The organism is Pantoea sp. IMH (genome assembly GCF_000599885.1).
Taxonomy (GTDB): domain Bacteria; phylum Pseudomonadota; class Gammaproteobacteria; order Enterobacterales; family Enterobacteriaceae; genus Erwinia.
Genome location: NZ_JFGT01000006.1, coordinates 405,518 through 431,601, shown reverse-complemented (window position 1 = coordinate 431,601; position 26,084 = coordinate 405,518). Strand labels below are relative to the sequence as shown.

At 57.4% G+C, this 26,084-nt stretch carries 25 protein-coding genes; 12 read left to right on the top strand and 13 right to left on the bottom strand.

The genetic code is table 11. The features are described from left to right. Positions 1 to 7 precede the first annotated feature (7 nt). The 4 genes from EA20_RS0116475 to EA20_RS0116455 all read right to left on the bottom strand — a co-directional run bounded on the left by EA20_RS0116475 (position 8) and on the right by EA20_RS0116455 (position 4,570). The gene (locus tag EA20_RS0116475; protein ID WP_024967871.1) at positions 8 to 793 is read right to left on the bottom strand and encodes an ABC transporter ATP-binding protein; all 786 of its coding nucleotides are present in this window, start codon (positions 791 to 793) and stop codon (positions 8 to 10) included. After that, entirely contained in the window at positions 793 to 1,692 is a 900-nt protein-coding gene (ntrB, locus tag EA20_RS0116470; RefSeq protein ID WP_024967870.1) for a nitrate ABC transporter permease, read from the bottom strand. Before ntrB ends, EA20_RS0116475 begins: the two co-directional genes overlap by 1 nt. Next, a complete protein-coding gene (locus EA20_RS0116465; RefSeq protein WP_024967869.1) occupies positions 1,689 to 2,951 on the bottom strand; it encodes a CmpA/NrtA family ABC transporter substrate-binding protein in 1,263 nt (420 codons plus the stop codon). The genes ntrB and EA20_RS0116465 overlap by 4 nt, the downstream gene beginning before the upstream one ends. A 332-nt stretch (positions 2,952 to 3,283) precedes the next feature. After that, a complete protein-coding gene (locus tag EA20_RS0116455) occupies positions 3,284 to 4,570 on the bottom strand; it encodes a nitrate regulatory protein (RefSeq protein WP_024967868.1) in 1,287 nt (428 codons plus the stop codon). A gap of 448 nt (positions 4,571 to 5,018) precedes the next feature. Between EA20_RS0116455 and EA20_RS0116445 the strand changes: the two genes are divergently transcribed. From EA20_RS0116445 to EA20_RS0116410, 8 genes are all read left to right on the top strand, one after another. Then, on the top strand, positions 5,019 to 5,531 hold the full coding sequence (locus tag EA20_RS0116445; RefSeq protein WP_038381706.1) for an SH3 domain-containing protein: 513 nt from the start codon (positions 5,019 to 5,021) through the stop codon (positions 5,529 to 5,531). A 196-nt stretch (positions 5,532 to 5,727) separates the two neighbouring features. After that, on the top strand, positions 5,728 to 6,957 hold the full coding sequence (icmH, locus tag EA20_RS0116440) for a type IVB secretion system protein IcmH/DotU (protein ID WP_024967866.1): 1,230 nt from the start codon (positions 5,728 to 5,730) through the stop codon (positions 6,955 to 6,957). Then, the gene (tssM, locus tag EA20_RS0116435; RefSeq protein WP_024967865.1) at positions 6,957 to 9,068 is read left to right on the top strand and encodes a type VI secretion system membrane subunit TssM; all 2,112 of its coding nucleotides are present in this window, start codon (positions 6,957 to 6,959) and stop codon (positions 9,066 to 9,068) included. The genes icmH and tssM overlap by 1 nt, the downstream gene beginning before the upstream one ends. 16 nt (positions 9,069 to 9,084) lie before the next feature. Next, a complete protein-coding gene (gene tagF / locus EA20_RS0116430) occupies positions 9,085 to 9,783 on the top strand; it encodes a type VI secretion system-associated protein TagF (RefSeq protein WP_024967864.1) in 699 nt (232 codons plus the stop codon). A 39-nt stretch (positions 9,784 to 9,822) separates the two neighbouring features. Further along, complete coding sequence (gene tagH, locus EA20_RS0116425) at positions 9,823 to 10,989, top strand: type VI secretion system-associated FHA domain protein TagH (RefSeq protein WP_024967863.1); 1,167 nt, start codon at positions 9,823 to 9,825, stop codon at positions 10,987 to 10,989. Further along, entirely contained in the window at positions 10,986 to 11,762 is a 777-nt protein-coding gene (locus tag EA20_RS0116420; RefSeq protein WP_024967862.1) for a PP2C family serine/threonine-protein phosphatase, read from the top strand. Before tagH ends, EA20_RS0116420 begins: the two co-directional genes overlap by 4 nt. A 14-nt stretch (positions 11,763 to 11,776) precedes the next feature. After that, positions 11,777 to 12,727 (top strand): hypothetical protein, encoded by a 951-nt coding sequence (locus tag EA20_RS0116415; RefSeq protein ID WP_024967861.1) that lies wholly within the window; start codon positions 11,777 to 11,779, stop codon positions 12,725 to 12,727. 40 nt (positions 12,728 to 12,767) lie between these two features. Beyond that, positions 12,768 to 14,237, top strand: coding sequence for a serine/threonine-protein kinase (locus EA20_RS0116410; RefSeq protein WP_024967860.1), 1,470 nt, complete (start codon positions 12,768 to 12,770; stop codon positions 14,235 to 14,237). A 9-nt stretch (positions 14,238 to 14,246) separates the two neighbouring features. Here the strand turns inward: EA20_RS0116410 and EA20_RS0116405 are convergent, their stop codons facing one another. Together EA20_RS0116405 and chaB are read right to left on the bottom strand one after the other, a co-directional pair. Then, positions 14,247 to 14,924, bottom strand: coding sequence for a gamma-glutamylcyclotransferase (locus tag EA20_RS0116405; protein WP_024967859.1), 678 nt, complete (start codon positions 14,922 to 14,924; stop codon positions 14,247 to 14,249). Between the two features lie 271 nt (positions 14,925 to 15,195). After that, complete coding sequence (chaB, locus tag EA20_RS0116400) at positions 15,196 to 15,426, bottom strand: putative cation transport regulator ChaB (protein WP_024967858.1); 231 nt, start codon at positions 15,424 to 15,426, stop codon at positions 15,196 to 15,198. Between the two features lie 394 nt (positions 15,427 to 15,820). Here chaB and chaA point away from each other — a divergent pair, with 394 nt between their 5' ends. Next, positions 15,821 to 16,912, top strand: coding sequence for a sodium-potassium/proton antiporter ChaA (gene chaA, locus EA20_RS0116395; protein WP_024967857.1), 1,092 nt, complete (start codon positions 15,821 to 15,823; stop codon positions 16,910 to 16,912). A 142-nt stretch (positions 16,913 to 17,054) separates the two neighbouring features. Here the strand turns inward: chaA and EA20_RS0116390 are convergent, their stop codons facing one another. The 7 genes from EA20_RS0116390 to hemA form a co-directional block, all read right to left on the bottom strand. Continuing rightward, complete coding sequence (locus EA20_RS0116390; protein WP_024967856.1) at positions 17,055 to 17,471, bottom strand: META domain-containing protein; 417 nt, start codon at positions 17,469 to 17,471, stop codon at positions 17,055 to 17,057. A gap of 107 nt (positions 17,472 to 17,578) precedes the next feature. Further along, positions 17,579 to 18,433: a 3-deoxy-8-phosphooctulonate synthase gene (gene kdsA, locus EA20_RS0116385; RefSeq protein WP_024967855.1), complete on the bottom strand. Its 855-nt coding sequence runs from the start codon at positions 18,431 to 18,433 to the stop codon at positions 17,579 to 17,581. Positions 18,434 to 18,462: 29 nt separating this feature from the next. Continuing rightward, positions 18,463 to 19,272: an invasion regulator SirB1 gene (sirB1, locus tag EA20_RS0116380; RefSeq protein ID WP_024967854.1), complete on the bottom strand. Its 810-nt coding sequence runs from the start codon at positions 19,270 to 19,272 to the stop codon at positions 18,463 to 18,465. Continuing rightward, on the bottom strand, positions 19,269 to 19,667 hold the full coding sequence (locus EA20_RS0116375; protein ID WP_024967853.1) for a SirB2 family protein: 399 nt from the start codon (positions 19,665 to 19,667) through the stop codon (positions 19,269 to 19,271). The genes sirB1 and EA20_RS0116375 overlap by 4 nt, the downstream gene beginning before the upstream one ends. A gap of 11 nt (positions 19,668 to 19,678) precedes the next feature. Further along, the gene (gene prmC / locus EA20_RS0116370) at positions 19,679 to 20,512 is read right to left on the bottom strand and encodes a peptide chain release factor N(5)-glutamine methyltransferase (RefSeq protein WP_024967852.1); all 834 of its coding nucleotides are present in this window, start codon (positions 20,510 to 20,512) and stop codon (positions 19,679 to 19,681) included. Then, positions 20,512 to 21,594, bottom strand: a complete 1,083-nt coding sequence (gene prfA, locus EA20_RS0116365; RefSeq protein WP_024967851.1) for a peptide chain release factor 1 — start codon at positions 21,592 to 21,594, stop codon at positions 20,512 to 20,514. The genes prmC and prfA overlap by 1 nt, the downstream gene beginning before the upstream one ends. 39 nt (positions 21,595 to 21,633) lie before the next feature. Beyond that, complete coding sequence (gene hemA, locus EA20_RS0116360; RefSeq protein WP_024967850.1) at positions 21,634 to 22,887, bottom strand: glutamyl-tRNA reductase; 1,254 nt, start codon at positions 22,885 to 22,887, stop codon at positions 21,634 to 21,636. 227 nt (positions 22,888 to 23,114) lie between these two features. Between hemA and lolB the strand changes: the two genes are divergently transcribed. The 3 genes from lolB to prs all read left to right on the top strand — a co-directional run bounded on the left by lolB (position 23,115) and on the right by prs (position 25,713). Continuing rightward, the gene (lolB, locus tag EA20_RS0116355; protein ID WP_024967849.1) at positions 23,115 to 23,738 is read left to right on the top strand and encodes a lipoprotein insertase outer membrane protein LolB; all 624 of its coding nucleotides are present in this window, start codon (positions 23,115 to 23,117) and stop codon (positions 23,736 to 23,738) included. Then, the gene (gene ispE / locus EA20_RS0116350; RefSeq protein ID WP_024967848.1) at positions 23,735 to 24,637 is read left to right on the top strand and encodes a 4-(cytidine 5'-diphospho)-2-C-methyl-D-erythritol kinase; all 903 of its coding nucleotides are present in this window, start codon (positions 23,735 to 23,737) and stop codon (positions 24,635 to 24,637) included. The genes lolB and ispE overlap by 4 nt, the downstream gene beginning before the upstream one ends. 128 nt (positions 24,638 to 24,765) lie before the next feature. Beyond that, positions 24,766 to 25,713, top strand: a complete 948-nt coding sequence (gene prs, locus EA20_RS0116345) for a ribose-phosphate diphosphokinase (RefSeq protein ID WP_124232585.1) — start codon at positions 24,766 to 24,768, stop codon at positions 25,711 to 25,713. The last annotated feature ends 371 nt before the right edge of the window (positions 25,714 to 26,084 follow it).

Genomic DNA, 26,084 nt, shown 5'->3' with positions numbered 1-26,084 from the left:
CTTCTCCTTACGCCACCGACTGCTTTTCGTAGAGGAAATGCAGCACCTGCTGGCGCAGCTGGTGGTAGCGCGGCTCGCTGGCAAGCGCCACCCGGTCACGGGGACGCGGCAGATCGACCGTCATAATTTCGCCCACCGTGGCCGCCGGGCCGTTGGTCATCATCATTACCCGATCGGAGAGCAGTACGGCCTCATCCACATCATGGGTGATCAGCACAATCGTGGTATTGAGTTTCGCCTGAATGGCCATCACCGCATCCTGTAAATGCGCCCGGGTTAAGGCATCCAGCGCGCCGAAGGGTTCATCCATCAGCAGCACGCGGGGTTTCATCGCCAGCGCCCGGGCGATGCCGACGCGCTGCTTCATCCCGCCGGAGAGTTCGCCGGGGCGTTTATCCCGCGCATGCTGCATCTGCACCAGCTCAAGGTTGTGCAGGATCCAGTCGTGCTGTTCCGCCTTGCTCATCTGGTTTCTGAATACCTGACTGACCGCCAGCGCAACGTTGTCGTAGGTGGTCAGCCAGGGCAGCAATGAGTGGTTCTGGAACACCACCGCCCGCTCCGGGCCGGGGCCTGCAATTTCACGGTTATCACACAGCAGGACGCCTTCACTCGGGCTGGTCAGCCCGGCGATCAGATTGAGCAAGGTGGATTTGCCACAGCCTGAATGGCCGGTCAGGCTCAGGGTTTCTCCCTGACGAAGGGTGAAGCTGACGTTATCCAGCGCGAGAAACGTTCCCTGGGTGCTGTTAAAGCGCTGGCTGACGTTTTGTACCTCAATGATGTTCTGCATTATCTACTCCCCTTCTGTCCATCCTGCCAGGAAAACCGGCGCGCCAGCAGCATCAGCGCCTGCTCCAGCAGCAGCCCAACCACGCCGATAATGGCGATGGCAATCAGGATGTTTTCCACGTTGAGGTTGTTCCACTCGTTCCAGATCCAGAAACCGATCCCCTGACCGCCGGTCAGCATTTCGGCGGCGACGATGACCAGCCAGGCGATGCCGACAGAAAGGCGCACGCCGGTCAGTACCGCTGGCAGCACCGCAGGGAAGAGGATCCTGCGCATGGTGGTGAATTCCGACAGCCGGAGGACCTTCGCGACGTTGAGATAATCCTGCGGAATACGCTGTACGCCCTCGGCGGTGTTGATCACCATCGGCCAGATTGAGCAGATAAAAATGGTCCAGCTCGACGCGGGTTCGGCGCGCTGAAACAGCAGCAGACCGATAGGCAGCCAGGCCAGCGGGCTGACCGGGCGCAGCAGCGAAATAATCGGGCTGAACATGCGGCCCAGAAACAGGTAACGACCGAGCAGGAAACCGGCAGGAATGCCGACCAGCGCCGCCAGACCAAAGCCGACCGCTACCCGCTGAAGAGAGGCCAGCACGTTCCAGCCAATGCCCTGATCGTTAGGCCCACCGTTGTAGAAAGGGTCGGCAAAGAGCGTGATCGCCGCCTGCCAGGTTGAGACCGGCCCCGGGAAGCCATCACTGTTGAGCGCGGCGATCTGCCAGACCACCAGCAGCAGCATGATGCCGCACACGCCAGGGATCGTGCGCTGCAGCAGCGGACGCAACACGGGGCGGCGCACGGCAGGCCTGGGTTCGGGCCGCGTTTTAAGCGGGATGATTTCTGCCTGAATCGGGGCAGGTTCTGCCACCAGCGGAACGATGCGTGCTTCATTTTTCATTTCTGACCTCCTGCGTGAATGGCAAAACTGGCGGCATACTGCGCGGGCTGACTGCCGTCCCAGACTTTGCCGTCAATCAGCGTACTGCTGCGCATCTCGCCTGCCGGCAGCGGCACATTCCCCACAGCGGCAGCGGCCGCTTTGTAAACGTCAATACGGTTGATCTGCCGGGCGACCGCGAGATAGTCCGGCTCCTCTTTCAGCAGCCCCCAGCGTTTCTGCTGGGTCAGAAACCACATGCCGTCTGAAAGCCAGGGGAAATTCACCGCCCCCTCGTTGTAAAAACGCATGCCGTGCGGGTCCTGCCAGCGTTTACCAAGACCGTTGTCATACTGACCAAGCATGCGGCCCTCAATGATCCCGGGTTTGGTATTGAGATAAGCGCGTCCGGCAATCACATGTGCCGTTTCCTTCCGGTTCTCGTCTGAGGCATCAATCCAGCGGGCCGCCTCCAGTACGGCAGCGGTCAGCGCCCTGGCAGTATTGGGATGCGCTTTCACCCAGGCAGCACGCGTGCCAAGGATTTTTTCCGGATGATCGGGCCAGATGCCCTGTGAGGTTTCCGCCGTGAATCCTACCCGTTCGGCAATAGCCCGCTGGTTCCAGGGCTCTCCGACGCAGTAACCGCTCATATTGCCGATTTTCATATTCATCACCATCTGCGGCGGCGGCACCACGACAGTGCGTACATCTTTAAATGGATCGATACCGGCGTTCGCCAGCCAGTAGTAGAGCCACATAGCGTGGGTGCTGGTGGGAAAGGTATGCGCAAAGGTATAGGTCCCTGCCGGGCTGGTGCTCACCTTTTTTTGCAGGGCTGCGGCATCGGTGACGCCTGCTTCTTTCAGCTGATTTGAGAGCGTAATGGCCTGGCCGTTCTGGTTTAAGGTCATCAGATTCGCCATATCATGCTGCGGCCCGGCCACGCCAAGCTGGAGGCCGTAGAGCATCCCGTAAAGGACGTGTGCCGCATCCAGCTCGCCAGAGGTCAGCTTATCGCGCACCGCCGCCCAACTGGCTTCCTTACTCGGCACCAGGGTGAAACCATATTTTTTATCAAAGCCTTTTACCGCCGCCATCACCACCGGCGCACAGTCGGTCAGGGGAATAAAGCCGACGCGAACCGTCGTTTTCTCCGGCGCATCTGAACCTGCCGCCCAGACGCTGTTCAGCAAACCGGGCACCAGGTAGCTGCCGCCCAGCAAGGCGCTACCCGTAAGAAATCGTCGTCTGGAGAGCGGAAAACCTGGTTTAGTCATCTTCTGGCTTCCTGAAAGAATAAAAAAAGGCGTCCGACCAGCATGCGCAGCGCATGCGGTTGGACGCCTTTATCCAAAGCACTCATTTCACCGCCGTTGGCGAAACAAATGCAGCTATGTGACAGGAAGTGTTGCAAGGGGTGTGCCAGAAAAATCTGTATGAACAGAGATAATGTCTGAGCGTTAAAGCGGAGCAGGTAATTCACGATTGTCAGGCCGGTTCTGTTCCGGTTTACCTGCTTTGGCGCTGGCGTGATGCCCCATGAACCCGGCTATCGGAGGTTGTTTTTGCCCTGCGGTGAAGCATAAACGCCCGCACGTTGTGCAACTACTCACTTAGGAGTAGCCGTAAAGGCACCCGCCACCGCAAGCAGGGCCTCAGCGATATCCGGGATGCGGCGGTTCTGATCCATCGCCATTTTACGCAGCGCCTGCCAGGCTTCTTCTTCGCTGTAGTCGTGGTGGCGGATCAGCAGCGCTTTCGCCCGGTCAATCTGCTTACGCTCCCCGAGCGATGCCCGGATGGCGGTCAGTTCACTGTCCAGCGCCTCCAGCTGACGCGACTGCGCTTCCACCAGCCCCAGCACCGATTTTCCCAGAGCGGGCGTCAGGCCGCCGGTGTCCAGCGTTTGCCCTTCCTGCTTCAGCCAGTTCTGGCCCGCCACGTAGATGCTGAATGCCGGTCCGGTGTCAGGCTGATCCCTCAACGCATCGCCCCCCTCCTCCTGCACCGCCTGCTGAAGCTGAGCCTGACGTATACTTTCCCGACAGCACTGCATCAGATGCTGCGCCAGTCCATCCTCCACCTGTTTAAGCCCGTCGATACGCCGCGTCATCCGCTGATACCAGCGCAGCGCCATTTCCGCCCCCCCTTCTTCCGGTGTGCTGCGCGTACAGGCGATACGCCGGAGCCGTTCCACATCACTCTCCTCCTGCGACTGACTGCGCCAGCGCTGCAGGCTTTTCGCATCGGCAAACTGCGTGAAGTGGGTAAAACAGCGATCCTGTGCCTCGATCAGTTCCAGCAGCCGTTCGCGCTGGCTGGCGGAAAAGGCTCCAACAGCATAACCCGCCGATCCGATCGCTCTCTCCTGGCCTGCCAACTCTTTGCCCTGCATAAAGCTGAACATCGCTATCAGCGCGCGTGAAACTTGAGGGTCACTCGCGGTATCAATCATTTCAAACGCGAGATTAAGCAACTGGCGGATGATGTGGGTAAACTGCCGCATCGCGTCGCTGTGGCTGAGCCTGCAGTCGCGCACATCGCGGCGCAGCGCCGTGAGTTCGCCGAGCGCGTGCAGCGCCGCAGCGATCCGGCTGTACACCCTGGCGCTGCCGGGCTGCGCTGCCTGATTGCCAGCCAGCGGTGGCAGGTTCGCCAGTGTATTCGCCAGCGCCACGCCAACCTGACGTTCCCGGACAGGCAGTTCTTCACCAAACATTTTCCCCTGTGAACAAATCCAGATATTACTGACGCCGCGTTCGCGCTGTAGCTCATGTACAAGCTGGCTGATCTCCCCTGTCAGCTTCCCGGTTTGCAGCAATTTTTGCAGGCTGGCGATTTCAGCCTGGCGTGACGCCATCAGCCAGGCATCTGCCGGAGGAACATTGGTGGGCATAACCGCATCTCCAGACGTTTGTCGATGCTGGTATTAAGCAAAAGCCATGCCTGAATGGTGGGGGAAATCAGGGTGAGAAGTGGAGAGCGGGGAAAATTTTCTCACGTTACGGGATTCGTTAATCTGGCTTGTGATTATAATTTCCTGTAAAACGCCTTCCTGTCACCGAAAAAATCTTAAAAGCGTGACAGCGTCATTGAGGCAGCCTGTTGTTCTTTCTGATTTTTTTCCGCTGGCACCTTTATGGGACTCTGTAACAGGCGCGAGCCGACTGATATCATGTCATCTCCCCTTATGCAATGGTTCCCAATCTCAAATGTGTAAGGTAGACTGTTAACGATTTTATCTTTCTGTAAACCCGCATAATTTTTATCCCTTCATCGTCCGCCGTCGGCCGTTTTTGGGAACGATTAGGTGGTGTTTCGCTTGTGGACTATTAGGCTCACTGATGAAATGCACGAGGACCCCTGTGAAAATAAGCATCGCGTTAACCCTGCTGGCAGCCCTGACCCTGGCCGGTTGTAAAGCGCCTCCTCCTCCTGTGACCGATGATACGGTTGTCACCAGTGAAGTCGATGGCGTGACGCTGACCCACCGCTATGCGGTACAGCCACCAGGTTCTTTCACGCCGGTAAACGAGACCTACCGGGCGCTTTACGGGGCTTCAGTGATGACCCGCCCCGATTTTAGCGGCAAAGTGGTGCGATATCTGGAAAGCGGTAAGCCTTTCAACGTGCTGGGCCAGGTCGAAGGACACTGGCTGGCGATCGCCGATGAGGAGCAGCTCCAGTTAATCGGTTATGTGCCTTTTAAGGCGGGCGTGAAAAGCGATCTGTATGACGCCACGCTGAAGAGCGACCGGCCAAAACCGCGTAAGAGCGCCACCAAGGTTTGCGTGGATGTCGGCGGGAAAAGCAAAGCCTGTCGCAATAACGATAACGCAACCTGGATTCTGGAATAATCGCCTCTACCCTCAATCAGAGGGTTGCAGACGGGACAGTGTTACTTACCGGCGGCCCAGCTTGTGGCGCTGAGGAACAGTAACCTACTGCAATCCGGACTAAAGATACGCCAGGGATGGCGATCTCCTGGCATCCGACAGGACGGTCAGCCTCAATGCCTGACCGGTGCCATCCAGCAGAGACCGTAAAACCCAGATGACTCAGGAATATGCCGCTGACTTACCGCTCCCGGTCAGCCAAGACAATCCATTACTTGCCGCCGCAGCGCCGTTGCTGAATGCAATTGTGCAGATCCGCCTGGCGGCGACTCATGACGATCCCGCCGGTCTGCGTCAGCAACTGGTCGATGAGATACGTCAGTTTGAAATGCGCAGCAAACAGGCGGGCCTTCCATTCGATATGATTATTGGCGCGCGCTACTGTCTTTGCAGCGTGCTGGATGAAGCCGCCGCTCAGACCCCCTGGGGTTCACGCGGTATCTGGTCAGGCAACGGGCTGCTGGTCACCTTTCATAATGAAATCTGGGGCGGCGAAAAAGTTTTCCAGCTGCTGTCACGCATCTCCCATACGCCTGCGCAGCACCTCTGGCTGCTGGAAGTGATCCATTACTGCCTGCTGCTGGGCTACGAAGGCCGCTATCGCGGCGTCGAACAGGGCCGCCTCCAGCGCGATGCGGTGCGTAGCCGTCTGGCTCAGCTGATCAGCGATACGCGCGGTGCGCAGACGCAGCCAGCGATGCCGGAACCTCTCCTCCCGTCCGGACAAAATACGCTCTGGCGGCCACCGGTGCCGCTGTGGGTCTGTATCAGCATCACCGCCTTTATCGCCTGCCTGATCTATTCCGGCCTGAACTGGCGGCTGGGCAACGCGGCGGAGCCGGTTCTGCGCGCTATCTGGGAAACGCCACTCCCTCAGGGCGGGAACGATAACCGCAGCAGTGCCAGTCAGGCGCTGCTGGATCTGCGTACGCGGCTGGATGATATGATTGTCGCCCGCCAGCTTGACGTTGCTGATGGCACCAACGGCAGTAAAGTCATCGTGGCGACCGATCGGCTGTTCGCACCTGCCCGCACCGAACTTACCACGCAGGGCCAGGCGATTATTACCCGCATCGCCGCTGCGATGGATACGATTAAAGGCACTATTACGATCAGCGTCTATACGGATAATCAGCGCGTTCGCTCCCACCATTTTCCGTCTAATTATGAGTATTCTCTGGCTCAGGCTGAAGAGATCGCCTCGCTGTTCAGGCAGCAGATGGTGCAGCCGGGGCATCAGGTGCGGGGAGAAGGTCGCGGCGACAGCAATCCCCTGTTGCCGAATGACAGCAACGAGAACCGTGCCCAGAACCGGCGGGTGGAAATCACCTTATTACCTTCCCCTGACATCCAGCCAGGCAGCAACAGCAACGCGGGAACTCCCTGATGGCAGCCTCTTTATTCTCTTTTCTTTTTAGCCGCCTTTTTCTCGGCTTCATCGGTATTACCGCCCTGGCCGCGCTGGTCTGGATCGGCGGCCCGCATTTTTCTCTGGTGGGTGTCCACTGGCTGGAAAGTACGCTTAACCGCCAGATCGCCATCGGGATCGGCTATTTTTTATGGATTTTCTTCCAGCTGATCCCGGGGCTTTATCGCGCCTGGTTTAACAGTAAGCTGCTGACCACGCTTCAGCATCCCGAAGTGGATCGGGAAGAGCAGGCCGTCACCGAAGAGATGCTGGCCTCCCGCTTCAGCGAAGCGATCGCCATGCTGAAAAAAACGCATTTTCCCGCACGGGAGAACCGCAAAAAGCAAGGCTGGCTCAAACGGTTTCACGCACAATATCTCTATGAACTGCCCTGGTACATGATTATCGGCGCGCCCGGCGCGGGCAAAACGACGGCGCTGGTGAATTCAGGACTGGAATTTCCGCTCAGCGATACCCTTGGCAAAACTGCGCTGCGCGGCGTTGGCGGCACGCGCCACTGTGACTGGTGGTTTACCGACGAGGCGGTGCTGCTTGATACCGCCGGGCGCTACACGCTCCAGGAGAGCCAGCGCGCCCGTGACGCCAGCGAGTGGCAGACGTTTATCTCCCTGCTGAAGCGTTTCCGGGCGCGCCAGCCGATTAACGGGGTGATCATGACGCTCAGCGTGGCCGATCTGCTGAGCGACTCGGCAGAAGCGCGTTTCGCTCAGGCCACCTCGCTGCGCCAGCGTCTGTCAGAACTCCATCTGCAAACCGGCATTCACTTTCCGGTTTATGTGATGGTGACCAAGACCGATCTGCTGAAAGGCTTTATGAGCTATTTCGCTTCGCTGGATAAAAGCCAGCGCGATCGGGTCTGGGGCTTTACCTTCCCGTGGCTGGCGAACAGGCAGGGCGTGGCGGCGGTCAGCACGCTGTTTGAAGAGAAGTTCCGCACGCTCTGTACCCGGCTGCTGGACGATCTGGCCGGCAGGATGGCAAAAGAGAGCGATCTGAGCCAGCGTGCGGAGTGTTTTCTGTTTCCCCAGGAGTTCGCCTCGCTGCGCCCGCTGCTCGCCGAATATCTTGATATCGTCTTCTCGCCGGAGAATGGCGAGATGCCCTGGACACCGCGCGGCATTTTCTTTACCAGCGGCACGCAGGAAGGGCTGCCGTTCGATCGTATTATGGGCGAGTTAACCCGTAAGCTTCAGCTGCCGCAGCCCGTCAGCCATTCTATTGCGAGCTGGGATACTGTTAACCGCAACGCGCCGATACCGGCTAACCGGGAGCAGAGCTACTTTATCCACGCGTTGCTGAGCGATATGATTTTCCGCGAAAGTCACCTTGCCGGCAGCGATCGTTCCTGGGAGAACCGTAATCGCCTGCTGCACTGGATCGGTTATGGCGTGCTCGGCCTGACGCTGCTAATTACCACGCTTTTGTGGAGTACCAGCTATTATAAAAATCAGCAGTATCTCGATCAGGTAGCGGCACGTTTACCGGCGATAGAACAGCAGGCACAACGGCTTACCGCCAGTAACAGCGTCGCCATTCTCGATCTGCTGCCGTTTCTGAACAGCCTGGTGGCGCTGCCGCAAAGCGAGGCATTCTCGCTTGACGACCCGCCTCTCAGCCTGCGCGGCGGCCTCTATCGGGGCGATCAGATCAGCGACGCGGCCATGGGCATTTATCAGAATGCGTTAAAAACCTTGCTGCTGCCCAACGTGGCGAAACAGATTACCGCCACGCTACGGAGCGATAAAGGCGAGGACAGCGAGTTCAGCCGTAATGCGCTACGCGCCTATCAGATGCTCTATCAGCCGCGCTCTTATGATGGCGAATTTCTGCGCGCCTGGGTGATGCAGAATCTGCAGCGCACTCTGCCCCCCAGCGTGACGACACGCCAGCTTCAGCAGCTCGACTGGCATCTCAGCCAGCTGCTTGACCGCCAGGTTCAGATCTCGCCGTTTGCGCGGGATAATGCGCTGATGATGAGAAAGCTGGCCATTCATCTCGACAATGCGGGCCAGCATAACGATACGGCATCCGCCTTTATTCCCGCATCAGGCGCCGTGCTTGTTCACTGATTAGAAGGTCATGACGATGGCAGAAAAGTATGACCTCGGATGGTATGGCAAACTGCCCGGCACCGGTGATTTTTTCCAGGCGAGGCTGCCCGAAGCTATCATCGCCAGCTGGACAACCTGGTTTCAACAGGGGCTGAACCATTTGCATCACCATAGCGACAGCGGCAGCGAAACGTTCCGTCGCGCTCCGGTATGGAATTTTGCTCTGCCCGCGACGCTTGGCGTGCAGCGTGTGCAAATTGGCTGCATGTTGCCCTCCCGCGATCGCGTGGGCAGAGCCTGGCCCCTTATCGCGCTGCAAAGCGTACCGGTCAGCCACTGGCACCCGGCGCAGCTTTTCGTTTCCGGCGACTGGTTTCTGCGGCTGGGCGAAACGCTGCATCAGGCGGTCAGTACGCCAGCGACGCCAGATGAGCTGGCCCAGTCGCTGCGTGCGCTGTTGCCGCTGTCGCTACCCGATAGCGGACAGTCAGCTATTATGGATGTGATTGGCTATCAGGATCTGCCCTGCTCTCTGGGCTGGCGTGAAGTGGCCGACCGTTTCGATCCGATGCAGTACACCAGCTACTGGTGGACCAACCAGAGCGACGGTTATCCGCTGGTCAGCCATAAGCACAGCGGCAATCTGACCGCGCAGCTGTTTTCACTTTTATTCGACCCGGCCGCAGTGGCGTTGCCGGGACGACATGGACTCTATCCGCCAATGTTTGAATAGAGTTAGCTGGCCTGTGGGCCATGGCTTCAGGAAAAGCGCATGCGATTTACCCTTGTTGACAGCAGCACCGACGCCCCCGTTACCCAGTGCGATTTTACGCCGCCTGGCGGTACTATCGGGCGCAGCCTGGATAACGATCTGGTTCTACCGGACACCGGACGCGCCATCTCGCGGCTTCAGGCGGTCGTACACGTTGCCCCCAGCGGCGAGTGTCGCCTGACGAATCAGGGCAGCGTTATCGCCGTCGTGCACAATCAAACGCCGCTCGACCGCGGCAGCCAGGTCAGGCTGCAGCATGGCGACATCCTGGGCATTGGTGATTATCAGATTCTGGTCAGCGACCCTTCGCATGTGGCGGCGTCGCCTGCTGATGATATCGATCCTCTTATGCTGTTCGGTGATGGCTCACCGGCAGTTGAGGATCCGCTCGGCATTCTGCATGAGGTGGAACCGCTTTTTGTTCATCCCGACGCGTGCCCGACTGCCGTCGCGGCGACGCGCCAGGTACGCCCTAACGATCCACGGCTGGATATCGACCCGGTCAGTCACATGCCGGCGCACAGCGGCGAGCGCAACGCGTCGCAGCCTCATGAACAGCGTTTACTGACGGCGCTGCTGGAAGGAATGGGGCTGGACAGCCATCCGGATAAGCCACAGCTGACCGAGGAGCAGATGCGCACCACTGGCCGGATGCTCAGCCTCTTTTCTCAGGGGACGGTTGCCCTGCTCTCATCGCGTTCTATCCTGAAGCGCGGCGTTAAGGCAGAGATGACCATGATCCTTAACGAGGCGAATAATCCGTTTAAGATCCTGCCTTCAGGCAAGACCGTACTGATGCAGATTTACCAGAGTCAGATGCCCGGTTTTATGCCGCCTGAACAGGCCGTTCGCGATGCGCTGGTCGATCTTCAGGCGCACCAACTCGGTATGATTGCCGGTATTCGCGCAATTATCGCCGCGATGCTGCAATCTTTTAATCCGCAGCGGATGGAAGAACACGCCCGCCGCGACGGTAATGTGCCAAAATTTGCGTTAAGCGCCTCAAAGAAAGCCGCGTTATGGGACTATTTTGTCCGGCATTACCAGAATACGTCTGGTGAAATCGAAGATGATTTTCATACCCTGTTCGGCGATGCTTTCCTGCAGGCCTACGATATGGAAGTGAATCAGTACAAAGACTCACAAACCCGACAGGAAGAACAATGAACATTAACTATGCTTCGACATCGCAGATAGGCGCTCGTGAGAGTAATCAGGATGAAACCGGCGCGCTGCTGGGAACGCACAGTGCCTGTTTTGTGGTTTGTGACGGCGTGGCAGGCACCGAGGGTGGCGAAACCGCCGCGCAGCTGGCGCGGGATACGCTGCTGGCGGAATTCAGTGAGGATCGGCGCGTCACCCCTGATGAAACCGGACGCTGGGTTCATCTCGCCGAAGAGGCCATCCTTAATGCGCAGAAAAGTCAGCCAAATTTTAAACGTATGAGCACCACGCTCGCCGCCCTGTTTATCGATCGGGTCAGTCAGCTTGCCTGGTGGGCGCATGCGGGAGACAGCCGCATTTATCACTTCCGTCGTGGGTTTATTCATGCCGTGACCCGCGATCACAGTCTGGCGCAGCAAATGCGCGACGCGGGTTACGAAAATACCGGAATTAACAGTAATTTACTCTATAATGCCCTTGGCGCGGAAGGCACTCAGCCGGTCAGTACCAGTGAGCTGGTACCGCTGGAAGATGGCGATGCTTTTCTGGTCTGCACCGACGGTTTCTGGTGCAGCCTGACGCCTGAGGAGATGGAGCAGGCGCTGCGCATGGTTAACTCGCCGCAGGAGTGGCTGGCGCTGATGCAAAAAGCCATTAACCGCAGCGAGAAAAAAGATAACCTGAGTGCGGTGGCTGTCTGGGTTGGCTCGCCTCAGGACGCCACGCTCTTTCAGTCCATGGCGGACTCCGCCCGCTTTTTACCGCCGCGTGATTAACACCAAGGAACGCTATGAAATTTTGGTTGCCCGCCACCGTCATTCTTCTGTTTGCTTCCGCCGTCCGGGCGGAAGATTATCGCGTGGTTTACTCTCCCAGCCTGGCGCTGGAAGTTTTTATTGATAACGTGGCCAGTAAAGCGCCCCGCGACTGGTGTCAGGAGGCGATCCATCTGCGCATTCTTTCCGGCAAGAGCAAAGAATCCAGCGTGCTGAATACCTTTCTGCCCCGCGTCGGTAATTTGCTGCAAAACCAGTGCGGTAAGCTGACAGAGCTGCCGTGGCAGATGACTAACGACCAGGGGATGGTGCTTGCCACGGGTACGGCCTCCAAAGAGCAGGACTGGCGGCCTATTGTGCTGGCCGATGCCACCGCGACCGCCACGGCGAGTAACGCCGCCCCGCTCGATATCTCCCAGCCCGCCAACAGCCAGCCGCTTCACCATTTCGATCTGCCGGAAGGCTGCCACTTCCGCACCTGGTGGGACGAAAACGGTCAGTCGCTGTTCATTCCTGAAGCCAAAACCCTGACCTGCTCAACGGAAGGCTGGCTTGAGGGCAAAAGTGAGCTGACGCTTTCGCGTGAAGGCAAAGAGCAGCTTATTCCGGTGCAGTTTTATCAGGGATTCCCGTTGCGTAACGTTCATCCTGCCTCCGGCACGCTTGACGTCGTCGCGGCCAATAATCAGCGCCTGGTGGCCGCCATGCAGGGCGCGCCGGATAGCTGGCTGGTGCTGCCCTTTAACCCGACGCTGCACGTCTGGTCTTTTGAAGGCACGCTGCTGGTGAAAATGGACCGCAGCCAGGCGGCAGATGCCAGCGCGTTAAAAACGCGCGTCGACGCCCTTCGCAAAGCCTGGAGCGGGATCGTGGCACCTGAAATCAGAATAAACGTGCTGCTGGTGGATGACCTGCATGCAGACCTGGCCGATCCGGCTATTGGCGCCTGGCGCACCGTTAACTAGCCCGGGTCTGCCAGGGCTTTGCACTGAGAGAGTGGTAACTATGTCGGCGAACAATAACGTCAAGAACGTCCCTAACGCCCTTCCGGCAGGGCACCGGTTTAACGAATTTGAGATCAAGGAAGTGATCGGCGGTGGTGGATTCGGCATCGTTTATCGCGCCTGGGATCATCTCCTTGAGCGGACCATCGCCATCAAGGAGTACCTGCCTGTTTCGCTGGCCTCCCGTGAGGAGGATTTAACGATCGTCCTGCGGGGAGAGCGCTATCAAAAGCTGTTTACGGCTGGCCTGAACAGCTTTATCCAGGAGGCCCGCCTGCTGGCGCGCTTTAATCATCCCGGTTTGCTGCACGTGCTGCGCTTCTGGGAAGAGAACGGCACCGCCTATATGGGCACACTTTATTACAGCGGAATGACGCTGAAAGAGTGCCAACTGGGCCGGCCGGAGTCGATTGACGATGCCTGGATCCGCCAGCTCCTGCCGCCGCTGTTTGGGGCGATTAATACCATTCATCTGGCAGGCTACCTGCATCGTGACATCTCCCTCGACAATATTCAGATCCAGGATAACCAGATGCCGGTACTGCTGGACTTCGGCTCAGCCCGCAAGGAGATCGGTAATCTGTCGGATGAAACGGAAATCATGCTGAAGCCGGGCTATGCGCCTATCGAGCAGTACAGCGAGGAGAGTGACAGCGAACAGGGGCCATGGACGGATATCTACGCGCTGGGTGCGGTGCTGCATACGCTGGTCACCGGTACGCCGCCGCCGGTAAGCGTGGTGCGTTGTATTGAGGATCGTTACCAGCCGCTTGCTCAGCTTCGGCCTGAAGGCTTCTCGCTTTCGCTGCTTAACGCCATTGATCAGGCGCTGAGTATGAAGCCACAGGATCGCCCCCAGACGATTGATGAACTGGCGGCGCTGATTGATTTACCCGTGGCAAGCGTTGAAGAGCTGGTCAGTAACACCACTCAAGTCAGCGACGTTGAGGATATGCAGAAGGTGGTTGAACCGCCTGTGGAATCTGAACCGGAGCCGGAGCCGGAGCCGGAGCCGGTAATTATGGCGGTTAATCCCGCTGCCGGAGCGGCGGAGCCGGTCGCGCCGCGCAATGCCAGAAAGCTGTCAAAGCCGCTGATAATATGGAGTGGTCTGACCCTGATGGTGTTAGTGGTGCTGATCGCCTGGCTTAACCGTAGCGGAAGCGGAGAACGGTCTGAACATCCTGCAATCGCGGCGAAAAAGGCCGCAGATGAGGGCGCGGCAACGGCTAGCCGCGCGGCCAATAACGCGGTTCCCATGCTGGCGACGGTCTATGTCAAACTGGGCAGTGGCGACAGCCTGCTGCTGAACGGCGCGCCCACCGAGGTGAAACCGAACAGGAACGGTTACGCCTCACTTAACCTGGCGGCGGGTAGCTATAAAATCGATCTGCATACTGACACCGCCGTCTACAGTCAACAGCTGGAGATTAACCGGGCGGGCACCTGGCTTATCAACCCGGGACAGTAATGGTGGGGATCACCCCACCAGTCCGTTATGGCACTCCTGGAGATCGCGTACGCGCTGAACAAGGTCGGTCAGGCACTCATCATAAAGGCCGCGCTTTTCGAGTTCCTGCTCAAGCAGAAAAAGGTATTGCGCGTTGCTCCCCAGCGGCCCGCTGGCCTGCGCAATCAGCGGCGCGATGGTGCCAGGACAGGAGTCCGCTTCGTAAAGGGGATGCCGGGGATCCATAACAAACGCCAGAACGGTCACCACCCGGCCATCATTGAGCGTCAGCCCGCACCAGGTGGGGAGATAGCAGCCCGTCACCATTTCACGTTTCCACAGCAGCGCCAGCTCTTCATGCAGCTTATCTTCCGGCAGACGAAACGCCAGTCCGGTGGTTTTACCGCCCTCTTTCAGCGCCAGCATACGGCCTGGTTGACTGGCGGTACCGCGGCCGGCGGTCAGGCGCAGGCAGAAGGCGCGATGCCAGCCGTTCAGCGTCCCTTCCGCCACTTCTTCCGCTTCAAAAACGGGATTCCACATCAGGGAGCCGTAACCGAATACCCACACAGGACTGTCATCAGGACGGCAGGCAAGCGTGGCAGCCAGCGAGGCGGCACGCTGTTCACAGCTCCAGAACAGCGATTCTTCAATGTCGCCAAAAGCCGTTTTGCAGTCTGCTTTTAATAAGAAATCTCGTGTCAGCATTACTCTCTCCCGCCGCTGCAATTTACTTCTGCCCGAGCCAGACCAGCAACGTTCATTGCTTTATCGTTCAACTCACCGTTTCGCTATTCACCCTGACCCTAAGCCATTCAGCAGGCGCAATCAAGCCGGGAGGCGGCACAACAGGCTAAATTTCACTTAATGACTTCATCGGCGGCGGCAGGCAAAACTTCAGAGAGGGAAGCAGAAAAATTTCATTGAGGTGGTGAAGCCAGCGGAGAGTTGACAGGGCGAACGGCGTCGCCCTGCGAGACTATTTTTTGGGATGCCACTTGTCATCGTCGCCCTTCTGGTATTTTGACTTCACCGCAGACCAGGCCACTTTATGGGAAACTTCCTCGCGGGATTCATCACCGTTACGGTCCTTCTTCTCCTTATACTGTTCCCAGGCGCTGTTAAATGCTTCCTGATAGATATCCTGTGCGTGCGCTGGCAGCACTTTTTTGACATTATCCGGCAGCGCTGAACGTGAGTCATAAGGCATAGCTTCTCTCCTTTTGGTATGAAACAGTAAGCCTGGTGCAAAGGCCTCTTTTTTTCCACCCGCCCATTTCTCGCGGATTGTGCCAGATAAAGCCAGTTATAACGGATTCACTGGGGTGACATGGCTATAAAATCCAACTTTAAGCGCAGACAATTGTTTATTGTAAGATAATTTTTTCTTAGAATTCATTTAATTAAAAATTTACCTTAAGCAAACAAAGACCTCACTCAAAAAAACTTCGAAAGTAGTAAAATTACGTAAAATAACAGGCCACCAGCGCCTTTATCCGCTACACTACGCGGCTTGTCATATACTTGACGCTGACAGCAAAAGAAATTTCTTCGATCATTATCTGACGTCAGGCTAACCGGACAGCAAAAGGAAAACGACGCCTATGAGTGCGCATGAAAGCGGCAAAACTCGCCACACCGAGTATTCTCTGATCTTCCCCCTCGCCGCGCTGGCCATTTTATGGTTCTGGGGGGCTTCAGGGTCCCTGCCGGTAATTATCGGCATCAACCTGGTGGCGCTGGTCGCTATCCTCAGCAGCGCCTTTAGCGTGGTGCGCCATGCCGATGTGCTCGCCCACCGCCTGGGCGAGCCCTATGGTTCGCTGATCCTCAGCCTCTCGGTCGTTATTCTGGAAGTCAGCCTGATCTCTGCCCTGATGGCGACGGGAGATGCGGCTCCGGCCCTGATGCGCGATACCCTTTACTCCATCATTATGATCGTGACCTGTGGTCTGGTTGGCGCATCGCTGCTGTTAGGGGGACGGAAGTTTGCCACGCAGTACGTTAATCTGGCCGGCGTTAAGCAGTATCTGATCGCTATTTTCCCGCTTGGCATTCTGGTGATGGTGTTTCCCAATGCCCTGCCGGGCGGCAATTTCACCGTGACTCAGGCGTTGATGATCTCCGCCATCTCCGCGGCGATGTATGGCGTATTCCTGCTGATCCAGACCAAAACGCACCAGAGTCTGTTTGTTTATGAGCATGAAGATGAAGGGGACGACCCTCACCATGGCAAACCATCGGCGCACTCCAGCCTGTGGCATACCCTCTGGCTAATCATTCATCTGATTGCCGTTATCGCGGTCACCAAAATGAATGCCAACACCCTGGAGTCGCTGCTCACTGAGCTGAACGCGCCAGCGCAGTTCACCGGCTTTCTGATCGCATTGTTGATCCTCTCGCCTGAAGGGCTGGGCGCCATCAAGGCGGTGCTGGCTAATCAGGTTCAGCGTGCGATGAATCTCTTCTTTGGCTCGGTGCTGGCAACCATCTCGCTGACCGTACCCACGGTCTCCATCATCGCCACGCTGACCGGGCAGCAGCTGATCTTTGGCCTGGAGCCACCGCAGATGGTGATGATGATTTCCGCCCTGCTGCTCTGCCAGATTTCGTTCTCAACCGGTCGTACCAATGTGCTAAACGGCACGGCCCACCTGGCGCTGTTTATCGGCTATCTGATGACGATTATGCTCTAAGGCTGAAACCGCGCTCAGTAAAAAGGCCAGCCCATTAAGGCTGGCCTTTTCAGCTTATACCGGGGCAATCCCGACGGTATAAAGTGAAGATCATGTCGTACGAGTTAACCGGCCGATCGGAAGAGTGGCAGCCGTCTTCGGTTCACTGCTCTGCGCGGTAAACCAGCTTATGCCCGGCGCCGTTCAGCGTGAGGGTTTGCTGCTCAAGCGTTACTTTGGCACCCTGAGACAGCACAGTGCCCAGCATATTTTCCCACTGGTTCAGTTTCTGATCGCTGCACATCATCCGCGTAGTGGCCATCTGTGGCAGAGTCAGCACGCCTTTTGCCAGTTTTCCCTGACCGAAGAAACGGTTACACATCACGCCGCTGACGTGCATATCGCTGCTGAAGCGGATAACCGGCTTAACGCCTTCACGCGGCCCGATCGCTTCACCATCCACGCTGGTCAGCACAAAATGGCGGTCAGCAAGCGCTGCCGTCTCGTCACGCTGAGCGGACTGGGCGCTACAGCCGATGAGGGTTATCGCTGCGATCAGCAGTGCGGCTTCTTTTTTCATAAGTAAACTCCGTTACTGAAAGTCAGAACGCCGGAAAAATTCCGGCGTCTTAAGGTGCTTCAGCTAAAAAAACGGCGGGTCCATCCGGATGCCCGCCGTGTAGTGCATCAGCTGCTGGTATCGAGCGCCGGGAAGTTTTTCACCAGATCGTCGATCGCTTTGATCTGGGCCAGGAAGGGCTCCAGCTTGTCCAGCGGCAGGGCTGAAGGGCCATCGCATTTGGCGTTCGCCGGATCCGGGTGCGCTTCAATAAAGAGGCCCGCCAGGCCCACGGCCATGCCCGCACGGGCAAGTTCCGTCACCTGACCGCGACGGCCGCTGGAGGCCGCGCCGAAGGGATCGCGACACTGCAGCGCGTGCGTGACGTCAAAAATCACCGGGCTGCCGTTTGAGACCTGCTTCATGACGTTGAAGCCCAGCATATCCACTACCAGATTGTCATAGCCAAAGTTGGCGCCGCGATCGCAAAGAATGATCTTCTCGTTGCCGCCTTCGGCAAATTTCTCCACGATATTGCCCATCTGACCCGGGCTGACAAACTGCGGTTTTTTGACGTTAATAACCGCGCCCGTTTTCGCCATCGCTTCGACCAGGTCGGTCTGGCGCGCCAGGAAGGCTGGCAGCTGGATCACATCAACCACATCGGCAACCGGCTGCGCCTGACTCGCCTCATGCACATCGGTGATGACTTTCACCCCGAACGTTTGCTTCAGCTCCTGGAAAATTTTCATCCCCTCTTCCAGACCCGGCCCACGATAGGAGCGGATGGAAGAGCGGTTGGCTTTATCAAAAGAGGCCTTGAACACGTAAGGGATACCCAGCTTCTGGGTCACGGTCACGTAATGTTCACAGATGCGCATCGCGAGGTCGCGCGACTCCAGCACGTTCATGCCACCAAACAGCACAAACGGCAGGTCGTTTGCTACCTTGATATCTCCAATGCTAACCACTTTTTGTTTCATGCCTTCGCCTTATATGCAGAGTTTACAGATTAGTGCAGCGTGATCTGTTTTTGTTCAATCGAATGAATTTGTAACTTTATCATTTCACTGACGGGATCTTCCGGACAATGCTCCACAAAATAGGTCAGATCGGATAACGCGACATGCTCACAGTCCAGCTGGGCGAAGATCAGGCCGCGATCGCGGATCTCATAGGGATCTTCGGGGTCCATCTGCACCAGTACCTGACTGACCTGAAGCGCCAGCTCCATCTGTTTTTCTTCCATCAGCGCTGACTTCAGCGTGTCCAGCATCTTGCAGAGCACCTGGCGCGGTTCCGCCTCTTCAAGATCATCATCATAAAGCTCGGCTACCGGCCCGATATTGCCCTTCAGCCAGACTTCCAGCGTATGTTCACTCAGCGTTTCGCCATTAAACGGATTGATGAACCACATCTCTTCATCAATCCAGTCCGCGCGCAGTATCAGCTGCGTGGGAAAAATAACCGGCATCACCGGCAGCGAAAGCTCACCCGCGATATGCAGAAAAATGACGCCCAGCGACACTGCCGTGCCCTGACGCGTTTTCAGTACGTTATCCAGCCAGAGCGTATCGGAGAGACGATAGATGCCGCTGGCACCGCCGAATCCCCAGGTATGCCAGAACAGTTCGATCAGTTTTTCCATCTGGCAATCCTGCTCAAGCTGGGCCGGGATGGCGCTACGCGCCTCGCCCACCAGCTGCGCCAGCTGTTTTTTTACGTCTTCAGCAGGAAAGTCGGGGCGGATCGCCTGCGTGGCTGCGATTACCGCCTCACACAGCGGCAGCGCTGTGGTATCTGTAGTTGCTTTTGACGTCATACAATCCCCAACAGTGGCATTTTCGTCGTGGCCAGTTTATAAATCAGCACCAGAGCGACCAACGCCACAATAAATGCAATCCAGCGCACCTTCTCTCCCCGCGGCCTGCGGCTCAGGGCGACAAAACCGAGTGCGATATAGATAATAACGCCAAACAGCTTCTCAGTCAGCCAGGCGCCTTGCGGCGTGAAGGGATAGAAATGCGTTATCACCACCAACAGGATACCGGAAAGTAACAGCAGCGTATCGTTGATATGCGGCACAATACGTACCCAGCGGCGCGTCAGCCAGGCCGATCCACGCTGTAACCAGTAAAAACGCAGGATAAACATCGTGATGGTGATCACCACGGTGAGGATATGAAGATTCTTAATGACGCCATACCATGTGGCCATTATTCCGTCCTTTATTCTGAAAGCTGAGCAAAAGTGACGCGATCGTTTCCGCCATAATCCTGGCAAGTCTCAACCTGCACAAAATGATGGCTGCGCAGTATCGCCCTTACCTGTTCTGCCTGCTGCCAGCCATGTTCAAACATCAGCCAACCTCCCGGCAACAGATAGTCAGCCGCTCTGGCACTGATTTTTTTGATGTCTGCCAGGCCATGATCGCCTGCCACCAGCGCACTAATGGGCTCAAAACGCACATCGCCCTGGCAGAGATGCTCGTCCGCTTCGTCAATATAGGGCGGATTACTGACAATGAGCGTATACCGCGCCTCTCCGATCGCACTGAACCAGTCACTCTGGAAGAAACGTACATTGGCCAGCGCCAGGCGCTGTGCGTTATTCTGCGCCAGCCCGACCGCACCCGCGATACAATCGACACCGGTTACCTGAGCATCTGGCCGCTCGCTGGCAATCGCCAGCGCAACAGCGCCCGTTCCGGTACCCAAATCGAGCACCGTCGGGCCGTTTTGCGGCAGATGGGCAAGCGCCACCTCCACCAGAAGTTCGGTATCGGGACGCGGGATCAGGGTATCACGGGAAACCAGAAGCGGCAGAGACCAGAATTCGCGCTCGCCGGTCAGCCAGGCGACGGGCTCACCGCTGGCGCGGCGTGCTACCAGCGCGCTGAGCTGTTCAAGCTGTTCCGGCGTCAGCACCGTCTCATCAAAGGCGATTAGCCAGCTGCGGGATTTGCCGGTGACGTGCGCCAGCAGAACCTCCACATCGCGCTTCGGGCTTTCGCCCGCTGAGAGCTGGGCGAGAGCGGCACGCCGCCACTGGCGAATCTCCATTACTCTTGTCCTGACAGGGCAGCCAGCTGGTCCGCCTGGTATTCCTGCACAATCGGCTCAATCAGAAAATCCAGCTTGCCTTCCATGGTTTCATCCAGACGATAGAGGGTCAGGTTGATACGGTGATCGGTCACGCGGCCCTGGGGAAAGTTGTAGGTCCGGTTGCGATCGGAACGGTCGCCGCTGCCCAGCAGATTACGGCGCGTCGAGGCTTCATCCTGCTGACGGCGGGCCATTTCAGCCGCCCGGATGCGCGCACCCAGCACGGCCAGCGCTTTGGCCTTGTTTTTATGCTGAGAACGCTCATCCTGACACTCCACCACGATGCCGGTCGGCAGGTGGGTAATGCGGATAGCGGAGTCCGTGGTGTTAACGTGCTGTCCGCCCGCGCCTGAGGAGCGGAAAGTATCGATTTTGAGATCGGCAGGATTAATATCCGGCAGCTCCGCTTCCGGCAGTTCCGGCATCACGGCCACGGTGCAGGCTGAGGTGTGAATACGTCCCTGAGATTCGGTCTCCGGTACACGCTGTACGCGATGGCCGCCCGATTCGAATTTCAGGCGACCAAAGGCCCCCTCACCGATTACTTTGGCGATAATCTCTTTATAGCCGCCATGCTCGCCTTCGTTGACGCTCATCACTTCAATCTTCCAGCGCCGGGCTTCCGCATAGCGGCTGTACATGCGGAAGAGATCGCCGGCAAAAATTGCGGCTTCATCGCCGCCGGTCCCGGCGCGCACTTCCAGGTAACAGTTGCGCTCGTCATCAGGATCTTTCGGTAACAGCAATACCTGCAGTTCCTGCTCCAGCTGCTCGCTGGCTGCCTGAGCGGCTTTCAGCTCTTCCTGCGCCATATCGCGCATTTCCGCGTCGCCAAGCATCTCTTCGGCGGTGGCGATATCGTCCTGAGTCTGCTGCCATTTGCGGAAGCACTGGCTGACGTCGGTCAGCTGCGCATATTCGCGCGAGAGCGCACGAAAGCGCTCCTGATCGGCGATAACGCCTGCGTCGCCCAGCATCGCCTCCACTTCTTCGTGGCGCTCCTGCAAGGCTTCCAGTTTGGCAACAATAGAAGGCTTCATGGGTGTTGGTTTACCTGTATTAAGAATAGGGCGAAAGCGCTACAGCCCGAGGCTGTCGCGTAAAATCTGCAGGCGTTCGTCATCCCCGTCGCGGGCAGCCTGCTGAAGAGATTTGGTCGGAGCGTGGATCAGTCGGTTGGTCAGTTTGCGGGCCAGCTCGCGCATCACTTCTTCTGCGTTAGCACCCTGCTGGAGCGAAGCGAGCGCCCGGGCTTCCAGCTCCGCCCGCACCTGTTCCGCCTGAGAGCGGTAGTCGCGAATGGTCTCGACGGCGCTTTGCGCGCGCAGCCAGGACATAAATTCGCTGCTTTCCTGCATCACGATAGTTTCAGCCTGCACCGCCGCCGCTTTGCGCTGCGCCAGGTTGTTTTCGATAATGGCCTGCAGATCGTCCACGCTGTAGAGATAGGCGTTAGCGAGCTTACCTACTTCCGGCTCTACGTCGCGGGGCACGGCGATATCCACCAGCAGCATCGGCTGATTACGGCGCTGCTTCAGCGCACGTTCCACCATGCCTTTACCGATAATCGGCAGCGGGCTCGCCGTGGAGCTGATGATAATATCAGCTTCGGGCAGACGGGCATCAATGTCAGCCAGGCCTATCACCTCTGCGCCAACTTCATCAGCCAGCACCTGCGCACGCTCACGCGTACGGTTGGCGATAATCAGTTTCTTGACGTTGTGCTGACGCAGATGACGGGCCGCCAGCTCGATGGTTTCTCCCGCGCCAACTAGCAGCACGTTAACCGTCGAGAGCGATTCGAAAATCTGACGCGCCAGCGTGCAGGCGGCAAAGGCCACCGACACCGCGCTGGCGCCAATCTCGGTCTCTGTACGCACCCGCTTCGCCACCGAGAAGGATTTCTGGAACATCCGCTCAAGTTCGCTGGCGTGGGTATGGCCGCGGTGCGAGTCAGCAAAGGCTTTTTTCACCTGACCCAGAATCTGAGGTTCGCCCAGCACCAGCGAGTCGAGGCCGCTGGCCACGCGCATCAGGTGGCTGACCGCCTCGTTATCCTCATGCCAGTAGAGGCTTTGGCGCACTTCATCCGGACTCAGGCCGTGATAGCCACAGAGCCAGTTGACCAGCTGTTCCTGAAGATTTTCCTGCTGTTCCACACTGAGGTATAACTCGGTCCGGTTACAGGTGGACAGCACAACGCCCCCCTGCACCAGCGGCTGAGCCAGCAGGCTATTCAGGGCCTGATCCAGCGTCTCCGGCGAGAACGTAACGCGTTCGCGCAGAGCAACAGGTGCCGTTTTATGATTTATTCCGAGCGCCAGCAACGTCATGGTGATTTGGTCTGGGTTATCCCACTGTTGATAGGGTTTTGTGATGCGCATTCTACAAGATGAGCGAGATCAAGAAAAGCCATCCTTTGCTCTTCAGGGTAACAAGATAGCGCGTTAGCGGCGCAAATAAGATAATTTGAACATTGACGCCGTCTTAGCGGGCCGATAGCGTGGGCGGTTAAACTGGGCAAGAACGCCCGTACGGAGTCTGAGGAGCTGACCTCTCTATGTTTATCAAGAATCGCCGCCTGATGCGGCTTTTACCGCTTGCCAGCGTGCTGCTGGCCGCCTGTAGCGTCAATAAACCCCAGGGGCCTGGACCGAGCGTTACCTCGCCGCAGTGGCAGCAACAGCAGCAGGCAGTGGAAAAAATCACCCAGTACCAGACCCGCGGCGCTTTTGCCTATCTCTCCGATAGCCAGAAAGTCTATGCGCGCTTCAACTGGCAGCAAACGGCATCGGATCGCTACCGGCTGCTGCTGACCAATCCGCTCGGCAGCACAGAATTACAGCTCGATGCCCAGGGCAGCGTGGTACAGCTGGTCGATAACAAAGGCAAACGCTATGTCAGCAACGATGCAGAGAAGATGATCTCCCAGCTAACCGGTATGGACATCCCGCTCAATAATCTGCGTAAGTGGATGGTGGGTCTGCCAGGCGACGCGACTGATTACTCGCTGGATGATAAATATCGGCTGCGCGAGCTGCATTACAGCCGCAATGGTCAGGATTGGACCGTCACCTGGCAGGATTATGACGAGAAACAGCAACCCGCCCTGCCTGCCAGGCTTGAGCTGAAAGAAGGTAACCAGCGTATCAAGCTGAAAATGGACAGCTGGACGGTGAAATGATCGCAGGAAAAACCCTCACGCCGGAGGCTGGCCCTCTCATCTGGCCTGCTCCGGCGAAACTGAATCTCTTTCTTTACGTGACCGGGCGTCGCCCCGACGGCTATCACAATCTGCAGACGCTGTTTCAGTTTCTTGATTACGGCGATGAACTTCGCTTCCAGCCGGACGAGAGCGGTGAAATCAGGCTGCTGACGCCGGTTGAAGGCGTGCCGGATCGGGAGAATCTGGTCGTTCGTGCGGCGACGTTACTGAAGGAAGAAGCGCTACGCAGCGGCAACATTACCGCCAGCGTTGGCGTTTCCATCGCCATCGAAAAGCGTCTGCCGATGGGCGGCGGGCTGGGCGGCGGTTCATCCGATGCCGCAACCGTGCTGGTTGCCCTCAATCATTTGTGGCGAACCGGCTTCAGTTTTGAGAAGCTGGCAGCGCTCGGTCTGACGCTGGGTGCCGACGTGCCGGTTTTTGTCCGGGGCTTTGCCGCCGTTGCGCAGGGTGTGGGAGAACAGCTCACCCCCGCGTCGCCCAGCGAAAAATGGTATCTGGTGATCCATCCGGGCGTCAGCATCGCCACGCCGGTCGTGTTCAGCGATCCGCTGCTGAAACGAGACACGCCGGTAAGGCAAATCAGTGAGTTATTACAGACGCATTTCAGCAATGATTGTGAGCCAGTAGTAAGAAAACGTTTTCGCGAGGTTGAACAGCTCGTTTCCTGGCTGCTAGAATACGCGCCGTCGCGCCTGACCGGAACCGGCGCTTGTGTGTTTGCCGAATTTGACACCGAGTGCGCGGCCCGCCAGGTGTTTGAGCTGGCTCCGAAAGAGTGGCAGGGCTTTGTTGCGCGAGGCGTTAACGTTTCGCCGCTGCACCGCTGCCTTTTCGAGCAACCGGAGTCTGCGTGACGGCATCCCCCTGTTCCTGATGCCGCACGAAGCTCTATTACACCCGTATGAAACCGTCGTTGCAGTATCACGCCCAGTGCCGTAACGACGTTGTTCATTCTCTGGACGCAAAGCCTGAGGTTCTTCTCGTGCCTGATATGAAGCTTTTTGCTGGTAACGCCACACCGGAACTAGCACAACGTATTGCCAACCGCCTTTACACTAGCCTGGGCGACGCCGCCGTCGGTCGTTTCAGTGATGGTGAAGTGAGCGTACAAATTAATGAAAATGTACGCGGTGGTGATATTTTCATCATCCAGTCCACCTGCGCGCCGACCAACGATAACCTGATGGAACTGGTTGTGATGGTCGATGCCCTGCGTCGCGCCTCAGCTGGTCGTATTACCGCCGTTATCCCTTACTTTGGCTATGCCCGTCAGGATCGTCGCGTTCGTTCCGCACGCGTCCCTATCACGGCTAAAGTTGTTGCTGACTTCCTTTCAAGCGTAGGCGTTGACCGCGTCCTGACCGTGGATCTGCATGCTGAGCAGATTCAGGGCTTCTTCGACGTCCCGGTTGATAACGTCTTCGGCAGCCCTATCCTGCTGGAAGATATGCTGCAAATCGGTCTGGAAAATCCTATCGTGGTTTCCCCGGACATCGGCGGCGTCGTCCGCGCCCGTGCCATCGCCAAGCTGCTCAATGACACGGATATGGCAATTATCGACAAGCGCCGTCCACGTGCCAACGTTTCGCAGGTGATGCATATCATCGGTGACGTTGCCGGCCGTGACTGTGTGCTGGTGGACGATATGATCGATACCGGTGGAACGCTGTGCAAAGCGGCGGAAGCGCTGAAAGAACGCGGTGCTAAACGCGTCTTTGCCTACGCCACACACCCGATCTTCTCCGGTAATGCCGTGGAAAATCTGCGTCATTCCGTGATTGATGAAGTGGTGGTTTGCGACACCATTCCGCTGCCGGAAGAGATCAAGGCGCTGCCAAATGTGCGTACGCTGACGCTGTCTGGCATGCTGGCTGAAGCGATTCGTCGCATCAGCAACGAAGAGTCTATTTCTGCCATGTTTGAGCATTGATAACCTGAGGGACGGGTTCGCCCGTCCCGCTTCTTTTGCCTTAATCCTGCCGTCCAGCCCGCCTTTAAAAGCCTGCTCCCCATCCGTTTTGTCCAGCCAGCGCTCCCTTATCTACTATTCCCGCTAATTTAAGCGTACCTTTTCAGCGGTCTGTAGAGAGCCTTTTCCACTCTGTTCCAGGATAATAATTCGGTAACGGATAGCCGGATGTGCAGTGAAATCAGCGAAAATTTCCGGTTCAGATATTCACACGCTTAGGCCGCGAGCGCCCCGCCCAAACATGCTGCGTTTAGCATAAGGCGATACCAAATACGCGATAAAGAGAATAAATAGCCTTACTCAGCGGGATAAAAATAAACTTTGCTGCTCAC